Origin of the sequence: Pseudomonas sp. RV120224-01b (assembly GCF_003208145.1) — a bacterium.
GTDB lineage: Bacteria > Pseudomonadota > Gammaproteobacteria > Pseudomonadales > Pseudomonadaceae > Aquipseudomonas > Aquipseudomonas monteilii.
In genome coordinates this window covers 26,953-51,363 of the sequence record NZ_QKMQ01000016.1, presented here as the reverse complement: position 1 = coordinate 51,363, position 24,411 = coordinate 26,953, and the positions used below count along the sequence as shown (strand labels likewise).

Genomic DNA, 24,411 nt, shown 5'->3' with positions numbered 1-24,411 from the left:
CTCTCGTTCAGTCGGCAAGCCACGGTATAGTAACCCGTTCACGCCAAGGAGCCGCCCCATGCGCCAGAAACCCACCGTCCTCAGCCGCGAAATCGTCGCCAGCAGCCGCCTGTTTCGCGTCGAAGCCGTGCAATTGCGCTTCAGCAATGGCAACGAACGTACCTACGAGCGTTTGGTGGGCCGGGGTAACGGCTATGGTGCGGTGATGATCGTGGCCATGCTCGACGCCGAGCACGCTGTGCTGGTGGAGGAATACTGCGGTGGCACCGATGAGTACGAGCTGTCGTTGCCCAAAGGCCTGATCGAACCGGGCGAAGACGTGCTGGCGGCCGCCGACCGGGAGCTCAAGGAAGAAGCCGGTTTTGGCGCGCGTCAGCTGGAGCACCTGACCGAGCTGTCGCTGTCGCCGGGCTACATGAGCCAGAAGATCCAGGTGGTGTTGGCCAGCGACCTGTACGAAGAACGTCTGGAAGGCGACGAGCCAGAGCCGATGCGGGTCGACAAGGTCAACCTGCGCGAGCTGTCGGCATTGGCCATGCACCCGCAGTTCACCGAAGGACGTGCCTTGGCGGCGCTGTACCTGGCGCGTGACCTGCTTATCCAGCGGGGGCTGCTGGAGCTATGAACGACCTGCAACTGATGCACGAAGTGGTCAAGCTGGCGCTGACGGCGGGCGAGGCGATCCTGCCGTTCTGGCGTGCCGATGTAGCGGTTACCAACAAGGCTGATGACTCGCCGGTAACCGCCGCCGATCTGGCAGCGCACCGGGTAATTGCCGATGGCCTGTTGGCGCTGGCCCCGCACATTCCGGTGTTGTCCGAAGAAGACTGCAACATTCCGTTGGCCGAGCGCCAGGGCTGGAGCCGCTGGTGGCTGGTCGACCCGCTGGATGGCACCAAGGAATTCATCGCGGGCAGTGAGGAGTTCACGGTCAACATCGCGCTGGTGGAAAACGGTGAGGTGGTGTTTGGCGTGGTGTCGATGCCGACCAATGGGCGCTGCTACTTTGGTGGGCGGGGTTTGGGGGCTTGGCGTGCGGAGGCCGGTGAGGCAGCACAGCCGATCCAGGTGCGTAACGCACCCGCTGTGGACGAGCGTTTCACCGTAGTTGCCAGCCGTCGGCATTCCAGCCCGGAGCAGGAAGCGCTGTTGGCCGGGCTGGGTGCTGCGGTGGGGGAGCTGGAGCTGGCCAATATCGGCAGTTCGCTGAAGTTCTGCCTGTTGGCTGAGGGTAGTGCCGATTGCTATCCGCGCCTGGCGCCGACTTCGCAGTGGGATACTGCGGCGGCGCAGGGGGTGGTGGAAGGGGCCGGTGGCGAAGTGATCGGTTTGGATGGTTTGCCGTTCCGGTACCCGGCGCGGGAGTCGCTGCTGAATCCGTATTTCCTGGCATTGCCGGCCAATGCTACGTGGCGCCAGGCCTTCCTGAAGCTGATCTGACAGGTATCACCACACTCTGTGGGAGCTCAGGATTTCAGCTTCGCCGCCTATATCGCTGGGGCCGCTTTGCGGCCCATCGCCGGCAAGCCAGCTCCCACAAGTACTGCGCAGACTCTCAGCATGGCGCTGCCCTGTGGGAGCTGGCTTGCCGGCGATGGGCTGCGCAGCAGCCCCAACAGCACTAACTGACAGGCATCAGTATTTATCCGCAGTCAGCGGTGCAGCACGTACTGGCCACTGAACTTCACGGCAGGCTCGTCACTCCCGACATTGCTCACCGTGGTCTCCAGCGTCAAGCGCGCCCGCCCGCGACGCTGGTACATGTTCACGAACCGCTCCCAGGTTTTCTCATCCGGCGCCGCGCAGCGCGCCACCGCCGCACCGGTAACCGGCAGTGGGTAACTGATCTGCCCCTCCTGGATGACGATATGCCCGTCATCGATCCCCAGCTCACGCAGACGCAGGTGCAGCCAGCCCCAACCCACCAGCACCGCTGCGCAGTACAAACTGCCGCCGAACATGGTGCTCTTGTGGTTGACGTTGGCCGCCAGTGGCAATTGCAGGCGCAGGGTGTGCTGCTGCCAGTCGAGTACTTCCAGCCCCATTTCGCGGGTCAGGGGGATGTCGCCGTGCAGGACGGACTGCAGGTATTGGCTATCGGTGTTCATCAACGGTTGTCCTCATGGTCGTCATGCCCGCCGCTGCCGCCGTCAAAGCTCAAGCCGTGCTTGCGCAGCTTGTCGTGCAGGGTCTTGCGGGGGATGCCCAGCGCCTCGGCCAGGCTGCGCATGGAGCTGTGTGGCTGGGCCAGTTCGGCAGCGATCAGCGAGCGTTCGAACTGCTCGACCTGTTCGCTCAGGTTGCCAATCAGCACGGGCGCTGCAGGGACTGCTGCCGGTGGCGCCTGACCGTCCAGGGCCAGTTCCAGGCCAAGGGCGAAGCGCTCGGCCGCGTTCTGCAGCTCGCGTACATTGCCTGGCCAGTCGTGGCGCAGCAGCACGGCGCGCTGGGCCGGTTGCAGGGTGTGCGGTGGCAGGCCATGACGCTGGCTGGCAGCGTCGGCGAAGTGCTGGAACAGCACCAGAATGTCGTCGCCGCGTTCGCGCAGCGGTGGAATACGCAGCGGTGCCACGTTCAGGCGGTAGTACAGGTCAGCGCGGAAGCGGCCTTGGTCGGCAGACTGGCGCAGGTCTTCCTTGGTTGCGGCAATGATACGGATGTCCAGCGGGATCAACTGGTTGCCGCCCAGGCGTTCGACTACCCGCTCTTGCAGCATGCGCAGCAGCTTCACCTGCACATCCAGGCTCATGCTCTCGATTTCGTCGAGGAACAGCGTGCCGCCGTTGGCAAACTCGAACTTGCCGATGCGGCGCTTCTGCGCGCCGGTGAATGCGCCCGGCTCATGGCCGAACAGTTCGCTCTCGACCACCGACTCGGCCAGTGCGCCGGCATTGATTGCCACGAACGGCCCCTCGCGGCGGCTGGACAGATCGTGCAGGGCGCGGGCCACTACCTCCTTGCCTGCGCCGGTTTCACCCAAAATCAGCACATCGGCGCGGGTACCGGCCAAGGCGCCGATCTGTTCGCGCAGGCGCAGCATGGATGGCGAATGGCCTACCAGTCGGGTGGCCAGTTGCTGGCGGTCGCTCAGCGCCAGGCGCAGGCTGCGGTTTTCCAGCACCAGGCGGCGCAGGGCCAGGGCGCGGCGCACGCTGTCGAGCAGGGCGTCTGTGGCAAAGGGTTTTTCCAGAAAGTCATAAGCCCCGGCGCGCATCGCCTGCACCGCCAGCGGCACATCGCCGTGGCCGGTAATCAGCAGCACCGGTAGCTCACTGTCGCGGCCATGCAATTGCTCCAGCAGTTGCAAGCCATCGATGCCGGGCATGCGAATGTCGCTGACCACCACGCCGGGCCAATCGGCCTCGATACGGTCGGCCAGGCCTTGGGCATCGGCCAGCGCGACCACCTTGAGACCGGCCAGGTCCAGGGTCTGGCTCAGTGCCTGGCGCAGGTGCGGGTCATCGTCGACCAGGATGACCTGGGCTCGGCTGTCGATCAGTGTCTCGGTGGTCATGCCGAGGGGTCCTCCGAATTGGGCAAAGTAGCGCCAGGCGCGGCCACACGCAGTTGCAAGGTCAGCAGCGCGCCGCCTTCCGGGTGGTTGGCCAGCAGCAGTTCACCGCCCAGGGCACGCATCAGGCTTTCACAGATGGCCAGGCCCAGGCCCAGGCCCTGGGTGCGGGTCTTGGTGGTGAAGAATGGCTCCTTGGCGCGCTCCAGGGCCTGGCGGCTGAAGCCGGGGCCGTTGTCGCGGATGTACAGGTAGACGCAGTCATCACGTTGCTCGGCACTTAGCCACAAGCGGCGCGGGTTGGCTTTTTCGGTCAGGGCGTCGAGGGCGTTGGCCAGCAGGTTGCCCAATACCTGACGCAGGCGGGTTTCGCCGGCTTGTACCCACAAGGTGGCCTCGGGCAGGTCGCGGATCAGCTCCACGGCCATGGCCCGGCGGCGCTTGGCCAGCAGCGCCAGGGCATCGTCCAGAGCAGGTTGCAGGGCTACGCTCTCCGGGGCGTGCCGGTCGCGGCGGGCGAAGGCGCGCAGGTGGGCAATGATCGAGGCCATACGTCCGGTCAGTTCGCCAATCAGCTTGAGGTTGCCGCGGGCGTCTTCGGTGCGTTGGTGGTCGAGCAGGATCTCGGCGTTTTCCGCATAACTGCGGATGGCCGCCAGTGGCTGGTTCAGCTCATGGCTGATGCTGGCCGACATGGTGCCGAGAACCGACAGTTTGCCGGCCTGCACCAGTTCGTCCTGGGCACGCACCGCTTCCTGCTGAGCGTTCTCGCGCTCCAGCACGGCGCTTTTGAGGCGGGAGTTGAGGCCTTCGAGGTCGGCCGTACGTTCGGCCACACGCTTTTCCAGCTGCTGGCGGCCACGGGCCTCGAAGTCGATACGGTCGATGTAGTGGCGGCGCCGCTGCATCACCAGCCCGGCCAACAGCATCACCACCAGCAGGGTGCCTGCGCCGATGGCCATTACCGTCTGTACCGAACGGTCGACCAGTAGGCGAGGGGCGAGAATGCTCACTTGCCAGCCGGTTTCCTTGATATCGCGGGTCTGGGTGATCCAGGCATCCGGGTTGAGCATCAGGGGTTGCGGTGCCTGGGTCGGGTAGGGCTGGATGGCGATGATGGCCTGGCGTTCGGCTTCGGTCAGCACACGGGTAGCGCGGAACCGCCAGTCAGGCCGCGAGGTGAGGATGACCACGCCATTGTGGTCGGTCAGCAACAACTGCTCGGGGGTACGGCCCCAGAGGGTCTCGGTGTGGTCGAGGTCAACCTTCACCACCAGCACGCCAACGACACGCTCACGGTCCCGCACGGCGGCGGCAAAGAAGTAGCCGCGCTTGGCCGAGGTGGTGCCCTGGCCGAAAAAACGGCCCAGGTGGCCGGCCATGGCTTCGTTGAAGTAGGGGCGGAAGGCGAAATTGCGGCCGACGAAGCTGTCGTGCTTGTCCCAGTTGGACGCGGCCAGGGTGTTGCCGCTGATGTCCATCAGGTACATCACCTCGGCGCCGGTCTGCTGCACGATGTCCTTGAGCAGGCGGTTGGCGTTGGTTACTGCTTCCAGGCGGAACGGGTCGGCCAGTACACCCCGCAGCGCCGGCAGGTCGCCAAGGATTTGTGGCAGGGTTTCATAACGGTGCAGGGTGCCGAGCAGGTTGGCGACGTACAGGTCGAGGGTCTGGCGGTTCTGCGAGGCCAGTTCATCCTGGTAGTAACGCTCGGCCAGGTGGTGCAGGGGCCACAGGAGCGGGGCCAGGCACAGGGCCAACAGGGCCAGGCTGCGCCAGCGGGGACGGCGTGGGGGCGTGGGTTTTGCAATCATCACGTAAATGCGCCAGAAAAGTCTGGCGCAATTATGCGCTAGTTAAGGCAGCAGTTCCGCCTCTGCCAGTGGCAGGCCGACCTTGTCCTTGTCTGATAGCACCGGGGGTTGCTGCAGCCCCCAGTTGATTGCCAGTTGGGGGTCGTCCCAGCGTATGCAGCGATCGGCGTCCGGGTTGTAGTAGTCGGTGGTCTTGTAGAGAAACTCGGCCGACTCGCTCATTACTGCAAAGCCATGGGCGAAACCGGGTGGAATCCACAGTTGACGGTGATTGTCGGCCGACAGATGCACGGCGACCCATTGGCCGAACGTTGGCGAGCTTTTGCGCACGTCAACGGCGATATCACGTATTTCCCCCTGCACCACGCGCACCAGTTTGCCTTGGGTGTTTTTCACCTGGTAATGCAGCCCGCGCAGTACGCCCTTGATGGAGCGTGAGTGGTTGTCCTGGACGAATTCGGCATTCACGCCGGTTTGCCGTGCGAACTCACGCGCGTTGAATGCTTCGAAGAAAAAACCACGGCTGTCACCGAAAACCTTCGGCTCGATAATCAGTACTTCAGGTATTGCAGTAGGAATGATGTTCATAGTGGCTCGCTGGCCCGTTGCCCAAGTATTGACCCTAGTCGGCCCCGCTGGAATTTTCCGCTGGGAGCTGTAACAGGATGCATAAGGTGTGGCTATGGTAGACGTCAGACTGTTATCGGCACCAGACAAGGGCAGATTAGATTCGATTGTTATCGGTACAAGCTTGTCGTTTTAGCGGAAAAGTCCCGACTGCCGGGCTTTAAATGTCGATATATATCGGTTATAAATTCACAAACGCCCCAGCACAGTCCGGCTCAGGGCCATCACAGAGGTCACCCATGAAAACCCTCAACACCACGCCCCGTGCCGATGGTTTCCACATGCCCGCCGAGTGGGCCCCGCAAACCCAGGTGTGGATGGTCTGGCCGGAGCGCCCGGACAACTGGCGCCTGGGTGGTAAGCCTGCCCAGGCAGCCCACGTCACCTTGGCCAAGGCCATTGCCCGCTTCGAGCCTGTGACCGTCGCAGCCTCTGCCGGCCAGTACGAAAATGCCCGCCGCCAGCTCGACCAGCCGAACATTCGCGTAGTCGAAATCAGCAACGATGACGCCTGGGTGCGTGACACCGGCCCCACCTTCGTCATCAACGACCAGGGTGAAGTGCGTGGTGTGGACTGGGGCTTCAATGCCTGGGGCGGCTTCGATGGCGGCCTGTATGCACCCTGGAACCGTGACGAGGAGCTGGCCGCCAAAGTGCTGGAGATGGAGCGCTGCCAGCGCTACCACACCGAAGGCTTCGTGCTTGAGGGCGGCTCGATTCACGTGGACGGTGAAGGCACCGTGATCACCACCGAGGAATGCCTGCTCAACCGTAACCGCAACCCGCACCTGAACCGCGAGCAGATCGAAGCGGTGCTGCGCGACCAGCTGGCGGTCGACACTGTGGTGTGGCTGCCGGATGGCCTCTACAACGACGAAACCGACGGCCACGTCGACAACTTCTGCTGTTACGTGCGCCCAGGCGAAGTGTTACTGGCCTGGACCGATGATTCCAACGACCCCAACTATGCGCGCTGCCACGCGGCCATGGAGGTGCTGAAGAACACCCGCGATGCCAAGGGCCGTGAGTTCATCGTGCATAAAATGCCGATTCCGGGCCCGCTGTTCGCCACGGCTGAAGAGTGTGCCGGTGTCGATCATGTGGCCGGCAGCCAGGAGCGTGACCCGTCGGTGCGCCTGGCCGGTTCGTACGTGAACTTCCTGATCGTCAACGGTGGCATCATCGCGCCAAGCTTCGATGACCCGGCAGATGCCGAAGCCAGAGCGATCCTGGCGAAGATCTTCCCCGACCACGAGGTGGTGATGATCCCGGGTCGTGAGCTGTTGTTGGGCGGTGGCAACATTCACTGCCTGACCCAGCAGCAGCCGGCGCCGGTCAAGCGCTGAGCGCGGAGCGAATGAAGAGGCCCGTCATGTGACGGGCCTTTTTTTTCGGGCGATGGCCGGAGGCCAGGGTGGCATACGTTTTGTATTGCTTTTCAAACAGATAGCTCGGCCAGGTCGCGCTCTCGGATCTGTAACAATACTTACGTAAATTTGCCGCTCACGGGCCAGGGAGTACGTGTAGAAATGAACGCAGCAAGTGAGTCGGCATTGCGCCCATCGGCAGTGAATCACCAATCGCTCAAGCGGGTTGCGAAGTGGTTGAAGCACCATGGAAGCAACAAGGTCAGGACGACCGACCCACAGCGGCTGCTTGCAGGGCGCTACCCCCAGGGGCTGATCAGCGATGCAGAAATGCAGGCGTTGATGGGGGTGTGGCACTGATCGATCGCTTAAACCTGTGCCGGCCTCTTCGCGGGCGCGCCCGCTCCCACAGGGATTTCCATCGTCTTCCAGACTTGTGGAGGCCCTGTGGGAGCGGGCATGCCCGCGAAGAGGCCGGCACAGGCTAAAGATCAGAAGCTGTAGCTACCCGTCACCACCAGGCTGCGTGGATCCCCAACCATGATCTGTGCAGCACTGGTCGCCGAGCTGTAGTAGGTCTTGTCGGCAATGTTGCTCAACGCCGCCCGCACATCCCAGTCATGGGTGCGGTACCCCGCCAGCGCATCCCAGCGGCCATACCCCGGCAGCACCGTGGTGTTCTGGTTGTCTGCGTAACGTTCACCCACCAGCGTCAGGCCGGTTTCGGCATACCAGCCCAGCTCCGGTTTCCAGGTGATGAACAGGCTGCCATTGCGCTTGGCCACATCGTTGATGCGGTTACCTTCCTGGCCGTTGTTGTCCTCGACGATGATCGCATCCTGCAGGCCGATGCCGCCGCGTACATACCAGTTGCCGACGATGTTGCCGGTGGCCGTCAGCTCGATGCCGCGCGAGCGCTGCAAGCCGCTAAGCAAGATGTTATTCAGGTTTTCCGGATCACGGGTGCGGCGGTTGTACAGTTCAAGCTCGTAGACGGCCAGGGTGGTGGTCAGGCGTTGGTCGAGCCAGTCGCTTTTCACCCCGATTTCTTTCTGGCGAGTCTCTTCCGGCTTGGCTTCGTTACCGTTGCCCGGCGCACCCGGGGTGATGCCGATCAGGCCGCCGCCCACCGGCGAGAAGGTCTTGCTCCACGAGGCGTAGAACGAATGGTCACGCCATGGCGTGTAGACCACGCCCAGACGCGGGCTGGTGCTGTTGCTGTCCTGCGGTTCGCGCACGCCATCCTTGTTGGTGGTTTCCACGTCGAACTGGTCGAAGCGCACGCCAGCCAGGATTTGCCATTGATCGTTCAGGCGGATCTGGTCTTGCAGGTAAAGGCCGCGGCTATCGACCACGGTGTGGTTGTCACTCGACAGCAACAGCTTGCCATTGTGCTGCTGGTTGTTGCCAGGTCTTCCCAAGCCCGGAAGCGGCTGACTAACGGCGCTATACAGCACCGGGTCTCGCTTCTGGTTACCGATCTCCAGGCCCAGCAGCAGCTTGTGCTCCAGGCCCAACGTATCGAAGTCGCCCTCAGCCTCCAGGTTGTTGAACAGGTTGCGGGTGTTCAGGTCCTGCTGCCAGCGCTGGCGGGTCAGGACATTGGTGCCGGCGTTGTAGCCCGTGACATAGGTGTTGTCGAACTCACTGTCGAGCTTGAACAGGCCCAAGGTATGGCGCAGCTGCCAGGTTTCGTTCAGCTGGTAGTTCAGGCGTGAGCGCAGGGACTGGGCGCGGTCATCGATGTAGTCGCGCTGGTCGCCGTAGGTGGTACCACGGCTGACGTCGGCCGGGCGACCGTTGACCCCGGGGATCCCGCGGTCCGGGGTGCGGTTGTAGCGGCTGTATTCGTACTGCACCAGCCAGTTCAGGTCTGGGTTGATCTGCCAGCTGATCGACGGGGCGAACAACTGGCGGCTACCGTCGATCCCGTCGCGGAAGCTGTTGTTGTCCTGGTTGCCCATGTTCAGGCGCAGGCTGACGGTGTCGCTGGGGTCGGCGCTGAGGTCGGCATACAGGCTGCGCAGGTCTTCGCTGCCGGCCTGTGCTTCGATGGTCGAGCGGCGGCCAGGTTCTGGCGCCTTGCTGACCCTGTTGACGATACCGCCCTGGCTGCCACGGCCGTACAGCACTGCTGCTGGCCCTTTCAGTACCTCGACCCGCTCGATGTTGTGCAGGTCGCGGATGTACTGGCTGTCGTCGCGAATGCCGTCCAGGTAGAAGTCGTTGCTGGCCTCGAAGCCACGGATGCGCACGCTGTCGAAACGGGTGTCGGCGCCACTGCTGACGTTGGGGATGCCTTCCAGCGCCTTGCCCAGGGTGTTGCTGCCGTAGTCCAGCACGTTGGCGGTTTTCACCGTGTCGATCGCCTGAGGCACGTAACGCACTGGCGTCGAGGTGCGGGTGGCGGTGCTCACCTCTTTGACACGCGGGTTGTCCTTCTCGCGTTCGCTGTCGGCGGTAACCGACGACTCCGGCAGCGTGGTGGTGGCGGCACTGGCCAGGCTGGCGCTGAACAGCAGCGACAGGCCAAGCGTGAGAGGGGAAAGGCGGCAGGGTACAAGCATGGGCACATCCGGACCGGGCAGGTGAAAAAGAGGTGCGAATGGTAATGCTTGCTATTTGCTCTTGCTTGGGTATTTGTAAAGGCTTGTCTTTACATATGTGTCTATTTGTAACAGGTTCTTCTGCTGCGAAATCGCCCTTCGCAGGGAATTTGTCCGTTCGATCAAAAGGCCTTTTCCGGCACAAGATAAATTGCCCACTGATAGCGCAAGGTGGCGTGAAAATGCACCAGACCTACCGGTCATTTTGGTTATATCAACCTGCATTTCACGACTTTTTGACATTTGTAATCGCACACGGCTAGGATTCGGCCAACGCCTGCTGGCCATGATCTTGGCCAAGCTGCTGCCAAGGGCCGCCGTGTACTTACCGGCAGGCCCACCAGGCTGGATCCGCATAGCGTCGAACCTACGAAGGGGCGTTGGTTCCTGGCGTCATAGTGCAGAGCGTTTTTGATTAAGAAATAAGGAAAACAACATGTTGAAAACCAGGATCAGCCTGGTCGCCCTGGCGATGATCGCCGCGACCCAGGCACAGGCCAATGACCAGGCCGACAGCAAGGGCTTCATCGAGGACAGCCACGCCAACGTCCTTCTGCGCAACGCCTACATCAACCGTGACAAGAAGCACGGCACCGACGACCAGATCGAATGGGGCCAGGCGTTCATCGGCACCTTCAACTCCGGTTTCACCCAGGGCACCGTTGGCGTCGGCGTCGATGCATTCGGCCTGTACGCTGTTCGCCTTGATGGCGGCAAAGGCCACAACGGTGGCGGCGGCGTCGACTTCTTCAAGCCGCACGAAACCACCAACGCCGAAGGCAACGCCAGCTCGCCGCACAACCTGGCCCGCGCCGGTGCAGCGGTCAAGTTCCGCATCTCCAACACCGTGCTGAAGTACGGTGACCAGATGCCAGCACTGCCAGTGCTGCAATACGACGATGCGCGTCTGCTGCCAGAAAGCTACACCGGTACCCTGATCACTTCCAAAGAGATCCAGGGCCTGGAACTGAACGCCGGTCGCTTCACCCAGGAAGCGCGCAAAAGTGCCGAGGGCCGCGATAGTGGCGGTCTGAAGTCGATCAACGTCTTCGGTGGTAGCTACAAGTTCACCGACAACTTCACCGCTTCGTTGTACACCGCCGACACCGAAGACGTGATGAAGAAGCACTACCTGGGCTTGAACTACGTCTTCCCGATTGCCAGCGACCAGTCCCTGACCCTGGACTTCAACGGCTACAAATCGGACATCGACAAGCAGTACGTCCAGGCTGCCGGCCTGAACGGCGACTCCAACACCATCTGGAGCCTGGCTGCCACTTACGCGTACGGTGCACACTCGTTCACCCTCGCCCACCAGCGCAGCACCGGCAGCACTGGCTACAACTACGGCTTCTACCAGAACGCCGGTGGCGTGGGTGACGGTGGTTCGACCATCTACCTGGCCAACTCGTACTGGTCTGACTTCAACGCCGAAGACGAGCGCTCCTGGCAGCTGGGCTATGGCTTGGACTTCGGTGCCTACGGCATCCCGGGCCTGACCTACAAGCTGGCCTACGTCGTGGGTGACAACATCAACACCCGCAACGTCGCCAACCCGCAGGGCTTCGGCGAAGGTAAAGAGCGCGAGATCTTCAACCAGATCCGTTACGTGGTGCAGGACGGCCCGGCCAAGGACCTGTCCATCAAGCTGCGTAGCTCGTTCGTGCGTACCAACAACGCCGTGCAGCAGAACGGTTACAACGACGACGGCAACGAAGTCCGCGTATTCGTTGAATACCCGATCAGCATCTTCTGATCCTGGTCTGATGTATCAACAGCCCTGGCTTATGCCGGGGCTGTTTCTTTTCGGCGCACCGCTTTTGCCATTATGGGCATCACCTCTCCATTCTCCGGTGCAAAGCTGTCGCTGCGTGCCATTCGCCACATCCGCGCATAAAACTCGCTTTCAATCGAGCCACTGAGCAGTTCGCCTGGCTTGAGGAAGGTGTGCAGGTCCGAAAACAACCCGATTTCGCTGGGGCTGATGCGCCGCGCCAGGTGCTTGGGCTTGAGCTCCGAGGGGTGTTCCAGGCCCGCCGCCGCCAGCATTTCGGCCAGTGCATGCAGTGTGTTGCGGTGGAAGCTGGCTACCCGCTCGGCCTTGTCTGGCACCACCAGGGCACGCTGGCGCAGCGGGTCTTGCGTGGCCACGCCGGTCGGGCATTTGTTGGTGTGGCAGCTCTGCGACTGGATGCAACCAATGGCGAACATGAAGCCGCGTGCCGAATTGACCCAGTCCGCGCCGATGGCCAGCACGCTGGCGATATCGAAGGCACTGACGATCTTGCCCGCCGCACCAATGCGAATGCTGGAGCGCAGGTTCAGGCCGACCAAGGTGTTGTGCACGAACATCAGGCCTTCACGCATGGGCACGCCCATATTGTCGCTGAACTCGCGGGGTGCCGCGCCGGTACCGCCTTCCTTGCCATCCACGACGATGAAGTCCGGGGTGATACCGGTGGCCAGCATGGCTTTGGCGATACCCATGAATTCCCACGGGTGGCCCAGGCAAAACTTGAAGCCAACGGGTTTGCCACCCGACAGCTCACGCAGGCTGGCAACGAACTGCAGCAATTCCACTGGCGTGCGGAAGGCGCTGTGCGCCGCGGGTGAGATGCAGTCTTCGCCTACGCGCACACCACGGGTTTCGGCAATTTCGGGGCTGACCTTGTGCCCTGGCAAGATGCCGCCGTGGCCCGGTTTGGCACCTTGGCTGAGCTTGATCTCGATCATCTTCACCTGCGGCGAGCGGGCCTGCTCGGCGAAGCGTCGAGGGTCGAAGCGGCCGTCCTCGGTGCGGCAACCGAAGTAGCCGCTGCCGATCTCCCAGATCAGGTCACCGCCATGTTCGCGGTGGTACGGGCTGATGCTGCCTTCGCCGGTGTCATGGGCAAAACGGCCCATGCGCGCACCCCGGTTCAGGGCGGCAATGGCGTTGGCGCTGAGGGCGCCGAAGCTCATGGCCGAGATGTTGAAGATCGAGGCCGAGTAAGGCAGGCGGCATTGTGGCCCGCCAATGGCGATGCGGAACGATGCCGGGTCTGGCGTAGCCACTGGCAGCATGGAATGGCTGATGAACTCGAAGCCGGGCTTGTAGGCATCGTTGAGCGTGCCGAAGGCTTTCTCGGCGCTTTCGTTCTTGGCGCGGGCGTACACCAGCGAGCGTTGCGAGCGGGAGAACGGCAGTTTGTCGTCGTCACCTTCGATCAGGTACTGGCGGATTTCCGGGCGGATGGTTTCGATCAGGTAACGAATGTTGCCCAGAATCGGGTAGTTGCGGCGCACGGCATGGTGGCTCTGGCGCAGGTCGTTCAGCCCGACCAGGCTGAGCAGGGCGGTAATCAGCGTTAGTGGCCAGAGCCAGGCATGCTGGGGCAGCAGTGGCAGGCTGGCGAAGGTGAACAACAGGCAGATGGCAAGGCAGGCGTAGCGGCTGGGCAGAGAGTGTTTCATGGGTCCATCGCAGGCAGGATGACCGGGCATAGGATAGGCAAAGGCGGGCAGGGGAAAACCTGGGTAATCGGTAAAAGACTGTTACCTGATTGCGTATTCCAGGGCTATGCAGTCCCTTGTGGGAGCGGCCTTGTGTCGCGATGGGCTGCGTAGCAGCCCCAGGTTTCTGTGTCACAGCATAAATCGCCGGGGCTGCTGCGCAGCCCTTTCGCGACGCTAGGCCGCTCCCACAAAAGATTGTGTCAGCGAGGTAGGAGTATGCTGACCCGCAACCCACCGCCTTCACGATTTGCCAGCATCAGCTCCCCCCCATGGCTGCTGGCAATCCGTTGAGCGATGCTCAACCCCAACCCATACCCACCGGAAGCCTGGTTACGCGACCCTTCACCGCGCACGAACGGGTCGGTGATGGTCGCTAGCAGCGCTGGCGCAATCCCTGGCCCACGGTCATCGATATGGATGAACACCCCCGTGGTAGCCCGTTCCAGTGTGACCGAAACGTCCTTGGCGTATCGCAATGCATTCACCAACAAGTTTTGCAGGCAGCGCTGCAGGAGCAGGGCATCGAGCTGTGAATGACCCGCTTGGCCATGCACCGGTAGCGGTTCTTCAGGGGTAGCCAGTTCGGCGCACTGGCGTGCCACCAGCCGGTCCAGGTCCACTTGTTGCAGGTTCAACTGCTCCCCTGCGCGCAGGTAGTCGAGTACCTGGCCGATCATGTCGTCCATCTGCGTAATGTTCTGCCGCAGACGCTGTCGGTGCTCATCGTCGGGCAGGCGCTCCAGGCGCAGGCGCATGCGGGTCAGCGGGGTACGCAGGTCGTGAGACACGGCGGCCAGGAAGTAGGCCTTGTCGTTGACCATGGCAATCAGGCGTTGCTGCATGGCATTGAAGGCCTGGGCAGCCTGGCGCACTTCCTCCGGGCCATCCAGTGCCAAAGGCGCTTGCTCAAGGTTGCTACCCAGGCCACGTGCGGCATCGGCCAAGCGCCGCAAGGGGCGCAAGCACAGGCGTACGGCTACCAGGCACACCAGCAACACCGCGACGATGCGCAGTGCATACACCCGCAACAGGTAATCGCTGATCAACACCCAGGCCGACTCGCCGCTCCAGCCTTGCAGTTCCTGGCCATCGATGGTCAGCCAATGGCCATCGGCCAACGGCACCGCGAACTGGATATGCGCCTGGGCCGTGCGCAGCCCGAACAGGCTGCGCCAGACGATTGGCTGGCCCTGCTCATCGGTAAGCTGCACCTTTATCAGACGCACGTCCTGGGCATGCCCCAGTTCGTATTTGAGGGCCTGATGCAGCAACAGCTCGACACGCCTGCGCCCGCGGCGCTCGTCATGCTCAGGCTCCGGCAAGGTTTCGGCGCAACGCAGGTGGTAGTGGGCGGGTACCTGCAACGTGCCAGCGTGGCAGTTGGCCTGGGCAATGAGCGGTGCACTGCGCGCAGCGATCAGCCGAATGGGGGCTTCGAGTACCTGGGCGAAACGCACATCGAACCAGATGCTGCTCGACATCAACTGGATCACCAACGTGCCGCTGACCATGATCAGCAGCAGTTGGCCAAACAGGGTTCGTGGCCACAGGCGGCGAAGCCAGCGCATCTCAGGCATCCGCCACGTTACTGGCGATACTCAGCAGGTAGCCTTCATTGCGGATGGTGAGTATTTGCGCGGCACCTGCCGGCGCGCGGCGCAGGTGCTGGCGCAGGCGGCTGACGCACATGTCCACCGAACGGTCATCGGGCAGGTGGTCGCGGCCGAACGCACTGCGGGTCAGTTGGTCGCGCGAAACGACCCGGTTGTTGGCTTCCAGCAGTTCGCGCAGCACGCGGTAGTCGGAGCGCGGCAGGGTCAGGGTTTCGCCATCGGGGCGGGTGAGCAGGCGCTTCACATGTTCCAGGCGGAAGCCCGCGAACAGTTGGGCATCCACAACGGCAGGCTCTTCTGCGGGTGTTTCCAGGCGTTGCGGGCGCCGCAGCACGGCCTTGATCCGGGCGATCAGCTCACGGGGCTCGAAAGGTTTGGCCAGGTAGTCGTCGGCGCCTACTTCCAGGCCGATGATGCGGTCCAGCGTGCTGCCCTTGGCCGACAGCATGATCACCGCCAGCCCCGGGGTCGCTTGCAACTGGCGGCACAAGCTAAGGCCGTCTTCACCCGGCAGCATCAGGTCGAGCACCACCAGCTCCACTTTGTGCCGGGCCAGCTGGTCGCGCATTTGCTCGCCGTCGGCAGCCGCCAGCACGTTGTAGCCGGCATCTGTCAGGTAATCACAAAGAAGTTCGCGGATCTCGTCGTCATCGTCGACAACCAGCAGGGTCGTGCTCATGCGGAAAAACACCTGTTTGGTGAGGGCCTGTGGCGCTCATTACCTTCAATTACATCCCCGTACATGTCGGGTCTGGAGCCCGGAGGGCCGATCCCTAGAATCCTAACAAAAAATCATCTGCAAATACGAAGCCTTCCCAAATGAATCCCATGAGCATTCCGCAATCCTTCACCCCCATCAGCCGAAGCGGCAACCGCATCAAGCCGCTGGCCTTCTTCGTCGCCGTCGCCATTAGCGGTGGTGCCATGGCGGCCGACAGTAAACCCCTGGAGCTGGACGCCACGCAGATCGAGGACAGCGCCCTGCTACCCGCCGACGATGCGGGCCAACTGGGCTACACAGTCGAGAGCACCCGCAGTTCCACCGGCCTGGCACTGACACCACGGCAGACGCCACAGTCGGTCACCACCATCACCCGCCAGCAGATGGATGACCGCGACATCCACACCATCGAGCAGGCGCTGGAAACCACGCCGGGTGTAACGGCCAACAAGTCCGAAGTGGGTGGGCGTACCGACTACCGTGCCCGTGGTTACTCGATCAGCAACTGGAAGGTCGATGGCCTGCAGACACAGGGCGGCTCCGACTTCAGCGGCAGCGGCAACGCGCTGAACATGGACCTGTACGAGCGCATCGACATCGTGCGCGGCGCCAACGGCCTGTTGGGCGGCACCGGCGACCCTTCGGCCACGGTCAACCTGATCCGCAAGGCCCCCACCAAAACCTTTGGCGGCAGTGCCTACGCTACCTACGGCAGCTGGGACAAACGCCGCCTGGGCGCCGACCTCAACCTGCCGCTGTCCGAAGACGGCCGTCTGCGTTCGCGCTTCGTGATGACCCAGCAGGACGCCAACTCGTTCCGCGACAACCAGTCCGAGCGCTCCCGCGCCGCGCTGGCCAACTTCGAGTTCGACCTGGACGACGCCACCACCCTGGGTGCCGGCTACCAGTACGAGTACAACAAGGTGGTGGGTGGCGGCTGGGGTGCGAACATCCCGCTGTGGTACCGCGACGGCAGCAAGACCGACCTGCCGCGCAGCACCAACGTGGTGCCGAGCTGGAGCTTTGGCGAGTACACCACCCGCACCGCGTTCGGCTCGCTGGAACACCGCTTCGACAACGACTGGACGCTGGACCTGAAAGCCGCCCAGGCCACTACCGAAGCCCTGAACCACCGTGGCCTGGCCAAGGTCAACTCGGCCGGGCGCGGCACCTATGGCGGCTACTGGGACCAGGATGGCAGCGGCGCCGTGCTCAACGGCCTGCACAGCTCCAGCGACACCACCCAGCAGTCGGCCCAGATCGACCTGTCCGGCCCGTTCCAGCTGTTCGGCCGCACCCACCAGGCGATGGTCGGCTACAACGACAGCCGCACCGTGGGCTGGTCGCCGGAGTACACCTGCACCATGGTTGGCGACGGCATGGCCAGCGCGCCTGCATTGGGTTGCCAGTTCCGCGCCAACAACGGCTTCCCGCTGACCGACTGGCGTAACGGCGTGGACGACGACTACGACATCATCGCCTCACGCACCGGCCGCCACAGCAAGACCACCACCCGCTTGCAGGGCATGTACGCCGCCACCCGCCTGAGCATCACCGACCCGCTGTCGGTGATCGTCGGCGTGCGCACCAGCAATTACTCGTCGGTTACCCGCAGCGTGGCCGGTGCGCGCAGCAGCCAGGAAGAGAACGGCATCGTCACCCCGTACCTGGGCGCCGTGTACGACCTCAACGACAACTACTCGCTGTACGCCAGCTACACCGACATCTTCACGCCGCAAACTTCGGAAACCGTAAGCGGCAGCAAGGTCGAGCCGATTCGTGGGCAAAGCTACGAAACCGGTATCAAGGGTGAGTGGTTCGACGGCCGCCTGAACGCCTCGGCGGCGTACTTCCGCACCAAGCAGGAAAACAAGGCCGTGCTGGACGGCGACCTGACCACCCCGACCGGTGGCAACGCCTACAAGGCCGGCTCCGGCCAGGAAACCGACGGCATCGACCTGGAAGTCGCGGGCGCCCTGACCCCCAACTGGAACGTGTATGCCGGCTACACCTACCTGCACTTCCGCCGCGTCGACAGTGACGGCCGCAGCGACCCGTCGCACCTGTTCAAGGCCTCGACCACCTACCGCCTCAGCGGCCCGCTCGACCGCCTGACCCTGGGTGCCGGTGTGACCGCGCAATCCAACATCCGCGCCATTTCCAGCCCGGCTGGCCAGCCCACCAATGGCGTGAGCAACGGCGCCACCGACGTGAACTGGTCCGGTTATGCCATCTGGAATGCCATGGCCAAGTACCAGCTCACCGACGACACCAGTGTCAGCGTCAACGCCAACAACCTGTTCGACAAGCACTACTACACCCAGTACGGGTTCTATGCGGGGGCGATTTATGGTGACCCGCGTAATCTGTCGCTGACTGTCAGCACGGCGTTCTGATCAAAGCCGCTGCCCTTTGTGGCGATTACGGCCGATAGAAATGACAAAGCCCGGGGCGCATGCCCGGGCTTTGTCGTTACTGCAGGCCCGCAAAGAGCCCGCTCAACCACGGTCACTCTTTGATGCAATAGGCCGTCGGCGTCAGGCACCAAGGGAACTTGCGCAAGGTGACCTTGATGTTGCGCGACTTGACGAACTCATCGAACGCCGTCGCCTCACCACCCCATGGCGGCAGGCCGTACTCGTCGAACACCACCACGCCGCCCGGCACCACCAGGTCCCAGAGCTTTTCCAGGGTGTACAGCGTCGGCTCGTACAGGTCCAGGTCGAAGTGCAGCAGGTTGATACGCAGGCCAGGCGTGGCCTCCAGGAAAGGTTCCAAGGTGTCTTGGACCCGCCCCTTGATCAGCCGCGAGCGCTCCCGAGCGAGGATGTTGTCTTCGTTGAACAGCCGGGTCAGGGCGAAGATCTCGCCCTCGACCGACTCGGCCGACCAGCCGCCGGACTTCTTGTCGGCCTGCAGGTCGTTGACCGCCACGCCATCCTTGCTGTTGAAGTCGGACAGGCCTTCGAACGAGTCGAAGCCATAGACTTTCTTGGAGGTGTCGGTGGGCGCGAAGATTTCCAGGAACTTGTGGAAGGTGAAGAATGACACGCCACGCGAAACGCCGAGCTCGACGATGCTCCCCGGCAGGTCCACGGTCATCTTGAACAGTTCGAAATGAGCCAGGAAACGCGTCATCAGGATCCGCTTGGTGTACACCGGCCAATGCGTCAGCGTGTGCAGCGTACCGTGCGGATACTGGGTTTGAATGTCTTCCAGATCGTTCCAGAACTTTTTGTCTTTGTCAGACTGCACCCCGTACATCTGTTCGAGGGGTGCGTCATGCGGGGTTAGATCCCAGATCGCCATAGACCACCTTTACTTTGAAAACTACAACGAAGAAACCACGTTGGGTTTGAACGCATGGCTGATGAATTCTGCATTGCCGAAGTCAGCGATCCTGATTTGGATGGTGAACCGCGAGTGCTGCGCGGACGCGACCGGCCGTGACTTGTGTAGCGTATTGAACTTGAATAGCACCACATCGCCCGGGCAGCACAGCCCTTCGATGGACTGCGCGTGCGCCTGCGGAATCGCCTCGTCCAGCAGCACCGAGTCGGCATAGGTGACATAGGTGTCGCCGGGCCGGGTCCGGTAAAGCCGCCCCTGGGTATGCCGATGGGAGATCAGGTCCAGGCCGCCGGTATTCTGGTCCACCGCTGTCAGTGGCACCCAGGCCACCAGCGATTGCGGCGAACACACCGAAAACCAGTAGTCCTGGTGCCAGTCGAACAGGAAACGGTCCTCACCGAACGAGTCGATGCGGCAATTGATATCGATGATCGCCGGTGACGCCACGTCGCCATGCCGACGGGCCAACGCCAGCAGCTCGGGGGAGCTGGCCAGTCTCATCACCGAAGGTAAACGCTTGAAGGCATTATATAGCAGCCCGCCCAGTGCCCGGTCATGCGCCTTGAAATGGTTCCAGGCCGCGTCCAGCGAGTCGAAGGACTGGCCCGCCAACTGGGCGGCGACGTCGAGCAGTTCCGTCTCGATACCTGAGATGTAAGGCTGGGGAATGGCGTTCGAAAAAATCTCGAAACCATCTGAATCAAGCGAAAAAGCACTCATAAGGCCCCTACGACTTCCTGGACACGCGACTCTCTACGCCGCCTCGTTTCTTCAGCGTTGGGCCTGCAGGCCATGGGTCATGGGCCATTGAGACGGCGGCAGCGCGTTGACTAGCTTATCGTCAGGCCTGGCGAAAGCTTGAGCGCGGCGCTTGGCCCCGGCCTCGGGCTAGGGGGTGTTCTTGTTCAGGCCAACCCTATTCCCATTTGGGCACCATGTTGGCGTGCCTGTCGAGGGTAACCCGTGGCCGCAGATATCTACCTTGGCGTCGTAGCCCATCGTTCTGAGCGCTGCATTCCCGTGTTCTCGGACATTGGTTCTCATGGTCCAACGGGCGAAATCCAGAAACATTTTTTGCACCCGTCTGGCGTATGCAACTGCGCTACATTCCCTAGCTTCTGACTTCCATGCTGTCCGCACCTTTAGTGATTTTTTCTGGGTACTGCTGTGAGAAAGTTTGCATTCGTCAGTGCTGCAGCTGAGCGTGAGTACAAGGACCTGCCACAGGATGTACAGGATGACTTCGGCAAGGACCTGCGGCGTATTCAGTACGGGCAGGACCCCGAGCGGCCAATCAAGTCACTGACGGACTCGGTGGGAGCGGGGGCGATTGAGCTCAACGGCAGCCCGGCATTCAGATGCGTGTATGTAGCCAAGTACGCAGACATGGTTGTTGTGCTGCATTCGTTCGTGAAAACGACCAACCGCTCTGACCGGCATGCGATGCAGGTCGCTGAAGACCGGTTGAAGGAGCTGAAGCTGGAGCTGAGAAAAATGGGCTACAGGGTTTAGCAACCTTGCGTTTGCGAAATGACAATCTGGGGAAGGGCGCCATCATCGTTCGAGGGCAAGACAAGGCTGGTGCGGAAGCCGAGCTTGTCGAGCATATCCATCATGGCGTCCAGCGTAAATTTCTCGATCTTGCCATTGGCCAGCTCGGACACCCGTGACTGTGCCACGTTGAGCCTGGCTGCGGCCTCGTGCTGCTTGAGGCCCATTTTCTTGATGCAGTCTGTGATGAAGATGGACAGGTCCATTTTCAAGGCCATCTTGCTGGCCGTTTCCGCATCGTGGGTGACGTGGAAAGGGCTCTCGTGGAATTGAAGCGCCATTGGCTTGCCTCAGCAGAATTATCTAAAATTTAAGATAAATCGTAGCGGGGCTTAATTGGAGAGTCAAAGCGTTTCTGTTTGAAGGCGTGTCTGTTTTTTGAGCTGCGTTGTTGCCTAGAAAATGTGCTCTCTTGAGATTGCCGGGGCCGCTGCGCAGCCCATCGCAGGCAAGCCAGCTCCTACACCGATCGCGTCGTCTTCAAGGATTTGTGACACCGAAAACAAAAAAGGCCCACCTTTCGGTGAGCCTTTTGAGTACTGCGTATGGTGGCACCAGACGAACGGTTTCTTGCTGTGAAGGTAGTAAATTCGCGGGGCTGGAATTTGGTGGATTTATTGGCGTACCTCAAAGGATAGCTACAAATAAATCAGCTAGTTATGGCACTCGGTGGAATCGAATCGGGAAGGTGCGATGAGGCTAAACTGAGTTTTCTGCCTCAGATGTCTTTGATCCATCGCGGAGTTATACCAAGGTCGCTGTATATTGGTTCAAGCATTTGCAGATCAAATGGCCAATGCTTAGGCAGGGTGCGAGACTTGCTCTGAACAAGGAAATATATAAGAGTAATCGCGGAAATACGATAGATAGATTCTTTTGGGCTCCTGTCCGTTATTTTGACCTTGAGGACATCCGCAAATCGCTTTACAAAAACTCCGAACTCGTCAAGTCCATTGGTGGTAATGATGCCCCGTAATTGGTCAATTATATAATCATTCTCGCGAGATTTGTTCTCGAAAATGATTGTAGAAAGCTCTAATGCGTTTACCTCTGTCACCTTATCCTTGATGGTCTGGATAGTAGATAGTGACGTTAGGGTACTTTTGTTGGCCCTAAGCAGCATGTCATCGGTCGTCTCCATAAGCGCCATGCTCTTGGCGAACAGTCGATGAACCTCAGGCTGGTTGGTGATGCTTGATTTATAAAGAGTGTCATGGCTCAACTCAGCATAGGCGTGCTGTAGAAGAGTTCTAATCTGTATTTCGCACTTGGTGCCTGCTGGTATTGATACCCCTTCGTGAGATAAATCGCTATGGGCCGTTACGATGAAGTGCGCAGATTGATAGTCAAATATTCTAGGATCTTTTTCGCGCCATTCATCAAACTCTTTACTGCTCATGGTCTGCCAGTGATCAGATGCCTCTATGAGCTTCGAGATCTCCACAATCTGATCAGATAACCCCAATACAAAGCGGGCTCCAACTTTATCTGTAATGTCCTCATAGTTGGAGAACCAGCCTTTGTTAAGCAGAAAGGCCTTGGCAATCAGTGAGTTCTCGTCCTTAACCCTAATATCAGGTGGGATTTTGACCCATTTCTTATACGCTTCGGTGCCATAAGTATAGGTTATTGCTTGTGTGATTTTTTCAACGACAAATAGGCCCCACGCCTTGAGGTGTGGGGCCTCACTTCTAAACCGACTGAGGTACTCTTCCTCTGTCATTTGTCCTGGCTCACAAGAGCTCCTTTGATAACCAGTGTAGTATGCGTTTCCGTCGTTTCCACCACATTTACAAGCTCTGAAAATTTATCAGCTGGGGCGGTAATTTTGACATCATTCGTGAAGCTTAGCTTGCGACGAGCTAGTTTCCTGTTAATGGCCTTTGTATCTTTGACAATCGCAGAGTCAGGAAATCCTTTTCTACCGATGTAGTCGACAAAATCATCTGACTCCTCGGGAGTCATATAACGTTCAGCAAACTCGGCACCTTCGATGGTAGTCGATGTATCCGTTTTAAGATAGGTGTACAATGCTTGCTGTAAGTCGATTTTTCGTTCTGGTGGCGCGTCCATTCCGCCAATAAACTCGGCGGTATATTCGAAAAAATCACGGGTCCGTTGTACCGCGTTGTCCGGAATTCTAAGTCCTAAGAAGCTAGAGTAGAAGTATTTGGCAGCTTGACGATCGTCATCGGATTTTATGTTACTGTCAAATACATGCGCATGTAGATCAGTAACTGTGCCGCTAGTTTTGGCAGATGTCTCATAAAAAATACCGATTTTATAAAGCTTGGACTGCGGTGTGAGGATAAGATTCTCAAGATAGGCGAGAATGATTTTGCCATCCTCTTCCGTTTCTGTGAACCCAGCCTGCTTTTCGGCCTTGATGATGATCAAGCACCGCTTGTTGTCCGTATCCGTTGTCCCAGAAATAATCACCAATGTACCCCCTGGCCAACGCTTGCTGGTGTGGATGGAGGTGTGATGGTGGGCAATTGCTGCCGAGGTTGTTATAAATCCCCGCTCAGGCGCTTGAATTAGTTGCTTGGAGTACTCATAGCAGCTGGCGGCCGTTTTATTGGCAACATCCATTGCCAGAGAACCTGACCCTGTCCCAAGCACCTTGCTCACCCGCTCCTGAAGCATTTGCTTACCTGCCTGATCCAGAGTGGTCAGCTCAAGACTGATCGTGGCCGGCGTTGCACCATGCTCATCGGGCTTGTGTACGTTGTGCAAAATAATTCGATTAAAAATTAAGTTATTGAATGGGTTGTTCATTGACCATTCCTTTTCATCGCAGCGTCAAAGATCCGCTTGGACACACTCGGGCTTTCGGTTGCGAGCTTGTTTAATTCAGCCTCGGCTTCCTTCAGTCGGATTTCTTTTTCTGAATTTTCGAGAGTCATGGCTAGTTCAAGTTTTCGGCGAACTTGGCCATAACCAGCTCCAGAAATTCGATGAAGGTTTGTGCGATCTTCAAGCTTCAGAAAAGTTTGCAAAGAGGAGAGGATAGCTGCCAGCAAAGTTAGGAGGCCAATCACAACCTTGGAAACATCCCCAAGTGTGGCCAGCAACGTGGTAGCGCCTGCACCTGCGGTAATAGCTATGGTTAGCATGCCCAGCCAACGATGTACCGAGCTTAGGCGTTCTGCCATTAATTGATGCGAAAGTTGCGATTCTCTGGATCGCTTGAGCCAGCGCTGTAAAACATCAGCACTGCTGCGAAATTCTAGTTCAGAGCTCATTTACATCCCTTAGTGTAGAAATGCGAGGAAGGGATGTACGGAAATATCTTAGACGTCCCTGCCAAGCTTGGGAGTTAAACGTATCACATGACATGGCTTTTTGGCATCATCAGTTCCTCTGCCGCTAACTGGGAGAATCACAGCTGGGGAAGCTCGCAGATTTTCGGATTGGCAGTTAGCGTGGATAACTGTATGTATAAACAGTATTTTATGCAAGTCAATGTGGAATTAGGCATAACCCTTCCATATGGTCGATGACAGATCCATAGAGATAGCCTATGATACGATTAGCCCGTTTTCGGCGGCGATTTTATTTCCACTCAGAGATCGAAAGTCCATGACGCCTCCAGGCGCTGAGTTATTAGTCGCGCAGTGAGGAGGTAGTAATACCGCGTGTTCGCACTGCGCTGTGCCAAACAATGCTTCAAAAACCAATCCAAGTGCTTCCTCTTCCAAACCCAAGGCGTCTTTCGCTGCCATCGTTCCTCGATAGCAGCCTGGATAACCTTC

General features: G+C 60.1%; 21 protein-coding genes. 7 read left to right on the top strand and 14 right to left on the bottom strand.

Annotated elements, in window-relative coordinates; all coding sequences use genetic code 11:
- Window positions 1-58: 58 nt before the first annotated feature.
- Window positions 59-625, top strand: coding sequence for an ADP compounds hydrolase NudE (nudE, locus tag N436_RS21605; RefSeq protein ID WP_060501240.1), 567 nt, complete (start codon window positions 59-61; stop codon window positions 623-625).
- A complete protein-coding gene (gene cysQ, locus N436_RS21600; protein WP_110741908.1) occupies window positions 622-1,440 on the top strand; it encodes a 3'(2'),5'-bisphosphate nucleotidase CysQ in 819 nt (272 codons plus the stop codon). Before nudE ends, cysQ begins: the two co-directional genes overlap by 4 nt.
- Window positions 1,441-1,652: 212 nt before the next feature.
- On the opposite strand, the gene N436_RS21595 is transcribed toward cysQ, so the two are convergent.
- The 4 genes from N436_RS21595 to rfbC are packed head-to-tail and all read right to left on the bottom strand — an operon-like array spanning window position 1,653 to window position 5,913.
- Entirely contained in the window at window positions 1,653-2,108 is a 456-nt protein-coding gene (locus tag N436_RS21595) for a YiiD C-terminal domain-containing protein (RefSeq protein ID WP_110741907.1), read from the bottom strand.
- Window positions 2,108-3,514, bottom strand: coding sequence for a sigma-54 dependent transcriptional regulator (locus N436_RS21590; protein WP_105947383.1), 1,407 nt, complete (start codon window positions 3,512-3,514; stop codon window positions 2,108-2,110). Before N436_RS21590 ends, N436_RS21595 begins: the two co-directional genes overlap by 1 nt.
- Window positions 3,511-5,325, bottom strand: a complete 1,815-nt coding sequence (locus tag N436_RS21585; protein WP_110741906.1) for an ATP-binding protein — start codon at window positions 5,323-5,325, stop codon at window positions 3,511-3,513. The genes N436_RS21590 and N436_RS21585 overlap by 4 nt, the downstream gene beginning before the upstream one ends.
- 42 nt (window positions 5,326-5,367) lie before the next feature.
- A complete protein-coding gene (rfbC, locus tag N436_RS21580) occupies window positions 5,368-5,913 on the bottom strand; it encodes a dTDP-4-dehydrorhamnose 3,5-epimerase (RefSeq protein ID WP_019096884.1) in 546 nt (181 codons plus the stop codon).
- A gap of 278 nt (window positions 5,914-6,191) precedes the next feature.
- Between rfbC and aguA the strand changes: the two genes are divergently transcribed.
- On the top strand, window positions 6,192-7,298 hold the full coding sequence (aguA, locus tag N436_RS21575; protein WP_019096883.1) for an agmatine deiminase: 1,107 nt from the start codon (window positions 6,192-6,194) through the stop codon (window positions 7,296-7,298).
- A 183-nt stretch (window positions 7,299-7,481) separates the two neighbouring features.
- Complete coding sequence (locus N436_RS21570) at window positions 7,482-7,679, top strand: hypothetical protein (RefSeq protein ID WP_019096882.1); 198 nt, start codon at window positions 7,482-7,484, stop codon at window positions 7,677-7,679.
- A gap of 131 nt (window positions 7,680-7,810) precedes the next feature.
- Here N436_RS21570 and N436_RS21565 read toward each other — a convergent pair whose 3' ends face one another.
- Window positions 7,811-9,886 (bottom strand): TonB-dependent siderophore receptor, encoded by a 2,076-nt coding sequence (locus tag N436_RS21565; RefSeq protein ID WP_110741905.1) that lies wholly within the window; start codon window positions 9,884-9,886, stop codon window positions 7,811-7,813.
- A 475-nt stretch (window positions 9,887-10,361) separates the two neighbouring features.
- Here N436_RS21565 and N436_RS21560 point away from each other — a divergent pair, with 475 nt between their 5' ends.
- The gene (locus tag N436_RS21560) at window positions 10,362-11,681 is read left to right on the top strand and encodes an OprD family porin (RefSeq protein WP_105947381.1); all 1,320 of its coding nucleotides are present in this window, start codon (window positions 10,362-10,364) and stop codon (window positions 11,679-11,681) included.
- A 29-nt stretch (window positions 11,682-11,710) separates the two neighbouring features.
- Here the strand turns inward: N436_RS21560 and N436_RS21555 are convergent, their stop codons facing one another.
- The 3 genes from N436_RS21555 to N436_RS21545 form a co-directional block, all read right to left on the bottom strand.
- The gene (locus N436_RS21555) at window positions 11,711-13,378 is read right to left on the bottom strand and encodes an FMN-binding glutamate synthase family protein (protein ID WP_110741904.1); all 1,668 of its coding nucleotides are present in this window, start codon (window positions 13,376-13,378) and stop codon (window positions 11,711-11,713) included.
- A gap of 242 nt (window positions 13,379-13,620) precedes the next feature.
- Window positions 13,621-14,988, bottom strand: a complete 1,368-nt coding sequence (locus N436_RS21550) for an ATP-binding protein (RefSeq protein WP_110741944.1) — start codon at window positions 14,986-14,988, stop codon at window positions 13,621-13,623.
- 1 nt (window position 14,989) lies between these two features.
- Window positions 14,990-15,712 carry a response regulator gene (locus N436_RS21545; RefSeq protein ID WP_105947378.1) on the bottom strand — a complete coding sequence of 241 codons (723 nt, stop codon included), beginning with the start codon at window positions 15,710-15,712 and terminating at the stop codon, window positions 14,990-14,992.
- A 140-nt stretch (window positions 15,713-15,852) separates the two neighbouring features.
- On the opposite strand from N436_RS21545, the gene N436_RS21540 reads away from it, so the two are divergent.
- A complete protein-coding gene (locus tag N436_RS21540) occupies window positions 15,853-18,150 on the top strand; it encodes a TonB-dependent siderophore receptor (protein ID WP_110741903.1) in 2,298 nt (765 codons plus the stop codon).
- A gap of 112 nt (window positions 18,151-18,262) precedes the next feature.
- Here the strand turns inward: N436_RS21540 and N436_RS21535 are convergent, their stop codons facing one another.
- Both N436_RS21535 and N436_RS21530 read right to left on the bottom strand, forming a co-directional pair.
- Window positions 18,263-19,063, bottom strand: a complete 801-nt coding sequence (locus tag N436_RS21535) for a TylF/MycF/NovP-related O-methyltransferase (protein ID WP_105947376.1) — start codon at window positions 19,061-19,063, stop codon at window positions 18,263-18,265.
- Between the two features lie 21 nt (window positions 19,064-19,084).
- Entirely contained in the window at window positions 19,085-19,825 is a 741-nt protein-coding gene (locus N436_RS21530) for a phytanoyl-CoA dioxygenase family protein (RefSeq protein WP_105947375.1), read from the bottom strand.
- 447 nt (window positions 19,826-20,272) lie between these two features.
- Here N436_RS21530 and N436_RS21525 point away from each other — a divergent pair, with 447 nt between their 5' ends.
- Window positions 20,273-20,617 carry a type II toxin-antitoxin system RelE/ParE family toxin gene (locus tag N436_RS21525; RefSeq protein ID WP_110741902.1) on the top strand — a complete coding sequence of 115 codons (345 nt, stop codon included), beginning with the start codon at window positions 20,273-20,275 and terminating at the stop codon, window positions 20,615-20,617.
- On the opposite strand, the gene N436_RS21520 is transcribed toward N436_RS21525, so the two are convergent.
- The 4 genes from N436_RS21520 to N436_RS21505 all read right to left on the bottom strand — a co-directional run bounded on the left by N436_RS21520 (window position 20,614) and on the right by N436_RS21505 (window position 23,901).
- Complete coding sequence (locus N436_RS21520; RefSeq protein ID WP_110741901.1) at window positions 20,614-20,937, bottom strand: helix-turn-helix domain-containing protein; 324 nt, start codon at window positions 20,935-20,937, stop codon at window positions 20,614-20,616. The two genes, N436_RS21525 and N436_RS21520, sit on opposite strands and share 4 nt — an antisense overlap.
- Window positions 20,938-21,374: 437 nt before the next feature.
- On the bottom strand, window positions 21,375-22,379 hold the full coding sequence (locus N436_RS21515; RefSeq protein ID WP_110741900.1) for a GTP pyrophosphokinase family protein: 1,005 nt from the start codon (window positions 22,377-22,379) through the stop codon (window positions 21,375-21,377).
- Complete coding sequence (locus N436_RS21510; RefSeq protein ID WP_110741899.1) at window positions 22,376-23,434, bottom strand: nucleoid-associated protein; 1,059 nt, start codon at window positions 23,432-23,434, stop codon at window positions 22,376-22,378. Before N436_RS21510 ends, N436_RS21515 begins: the two co-directional genes overlap by 4 nt.
- Window positions 23,431-23,901 (bottom strand): SLATT domain-containing protein, encoded by a 471-nt coding sequence (locus tag N436_RS21505; RefSeq protein ID WP_110741898.1) that lies wholly within the window; start codon window positions 23,899-23,901, stop codon window positions 23,431-23,433. Before N436_RS21505 ends, N436_RS21510 begins: the two co-directional genes overlap by 4 nt.
- Window positions 23,902-24,411: the final 510 nt, after the last annotated feature.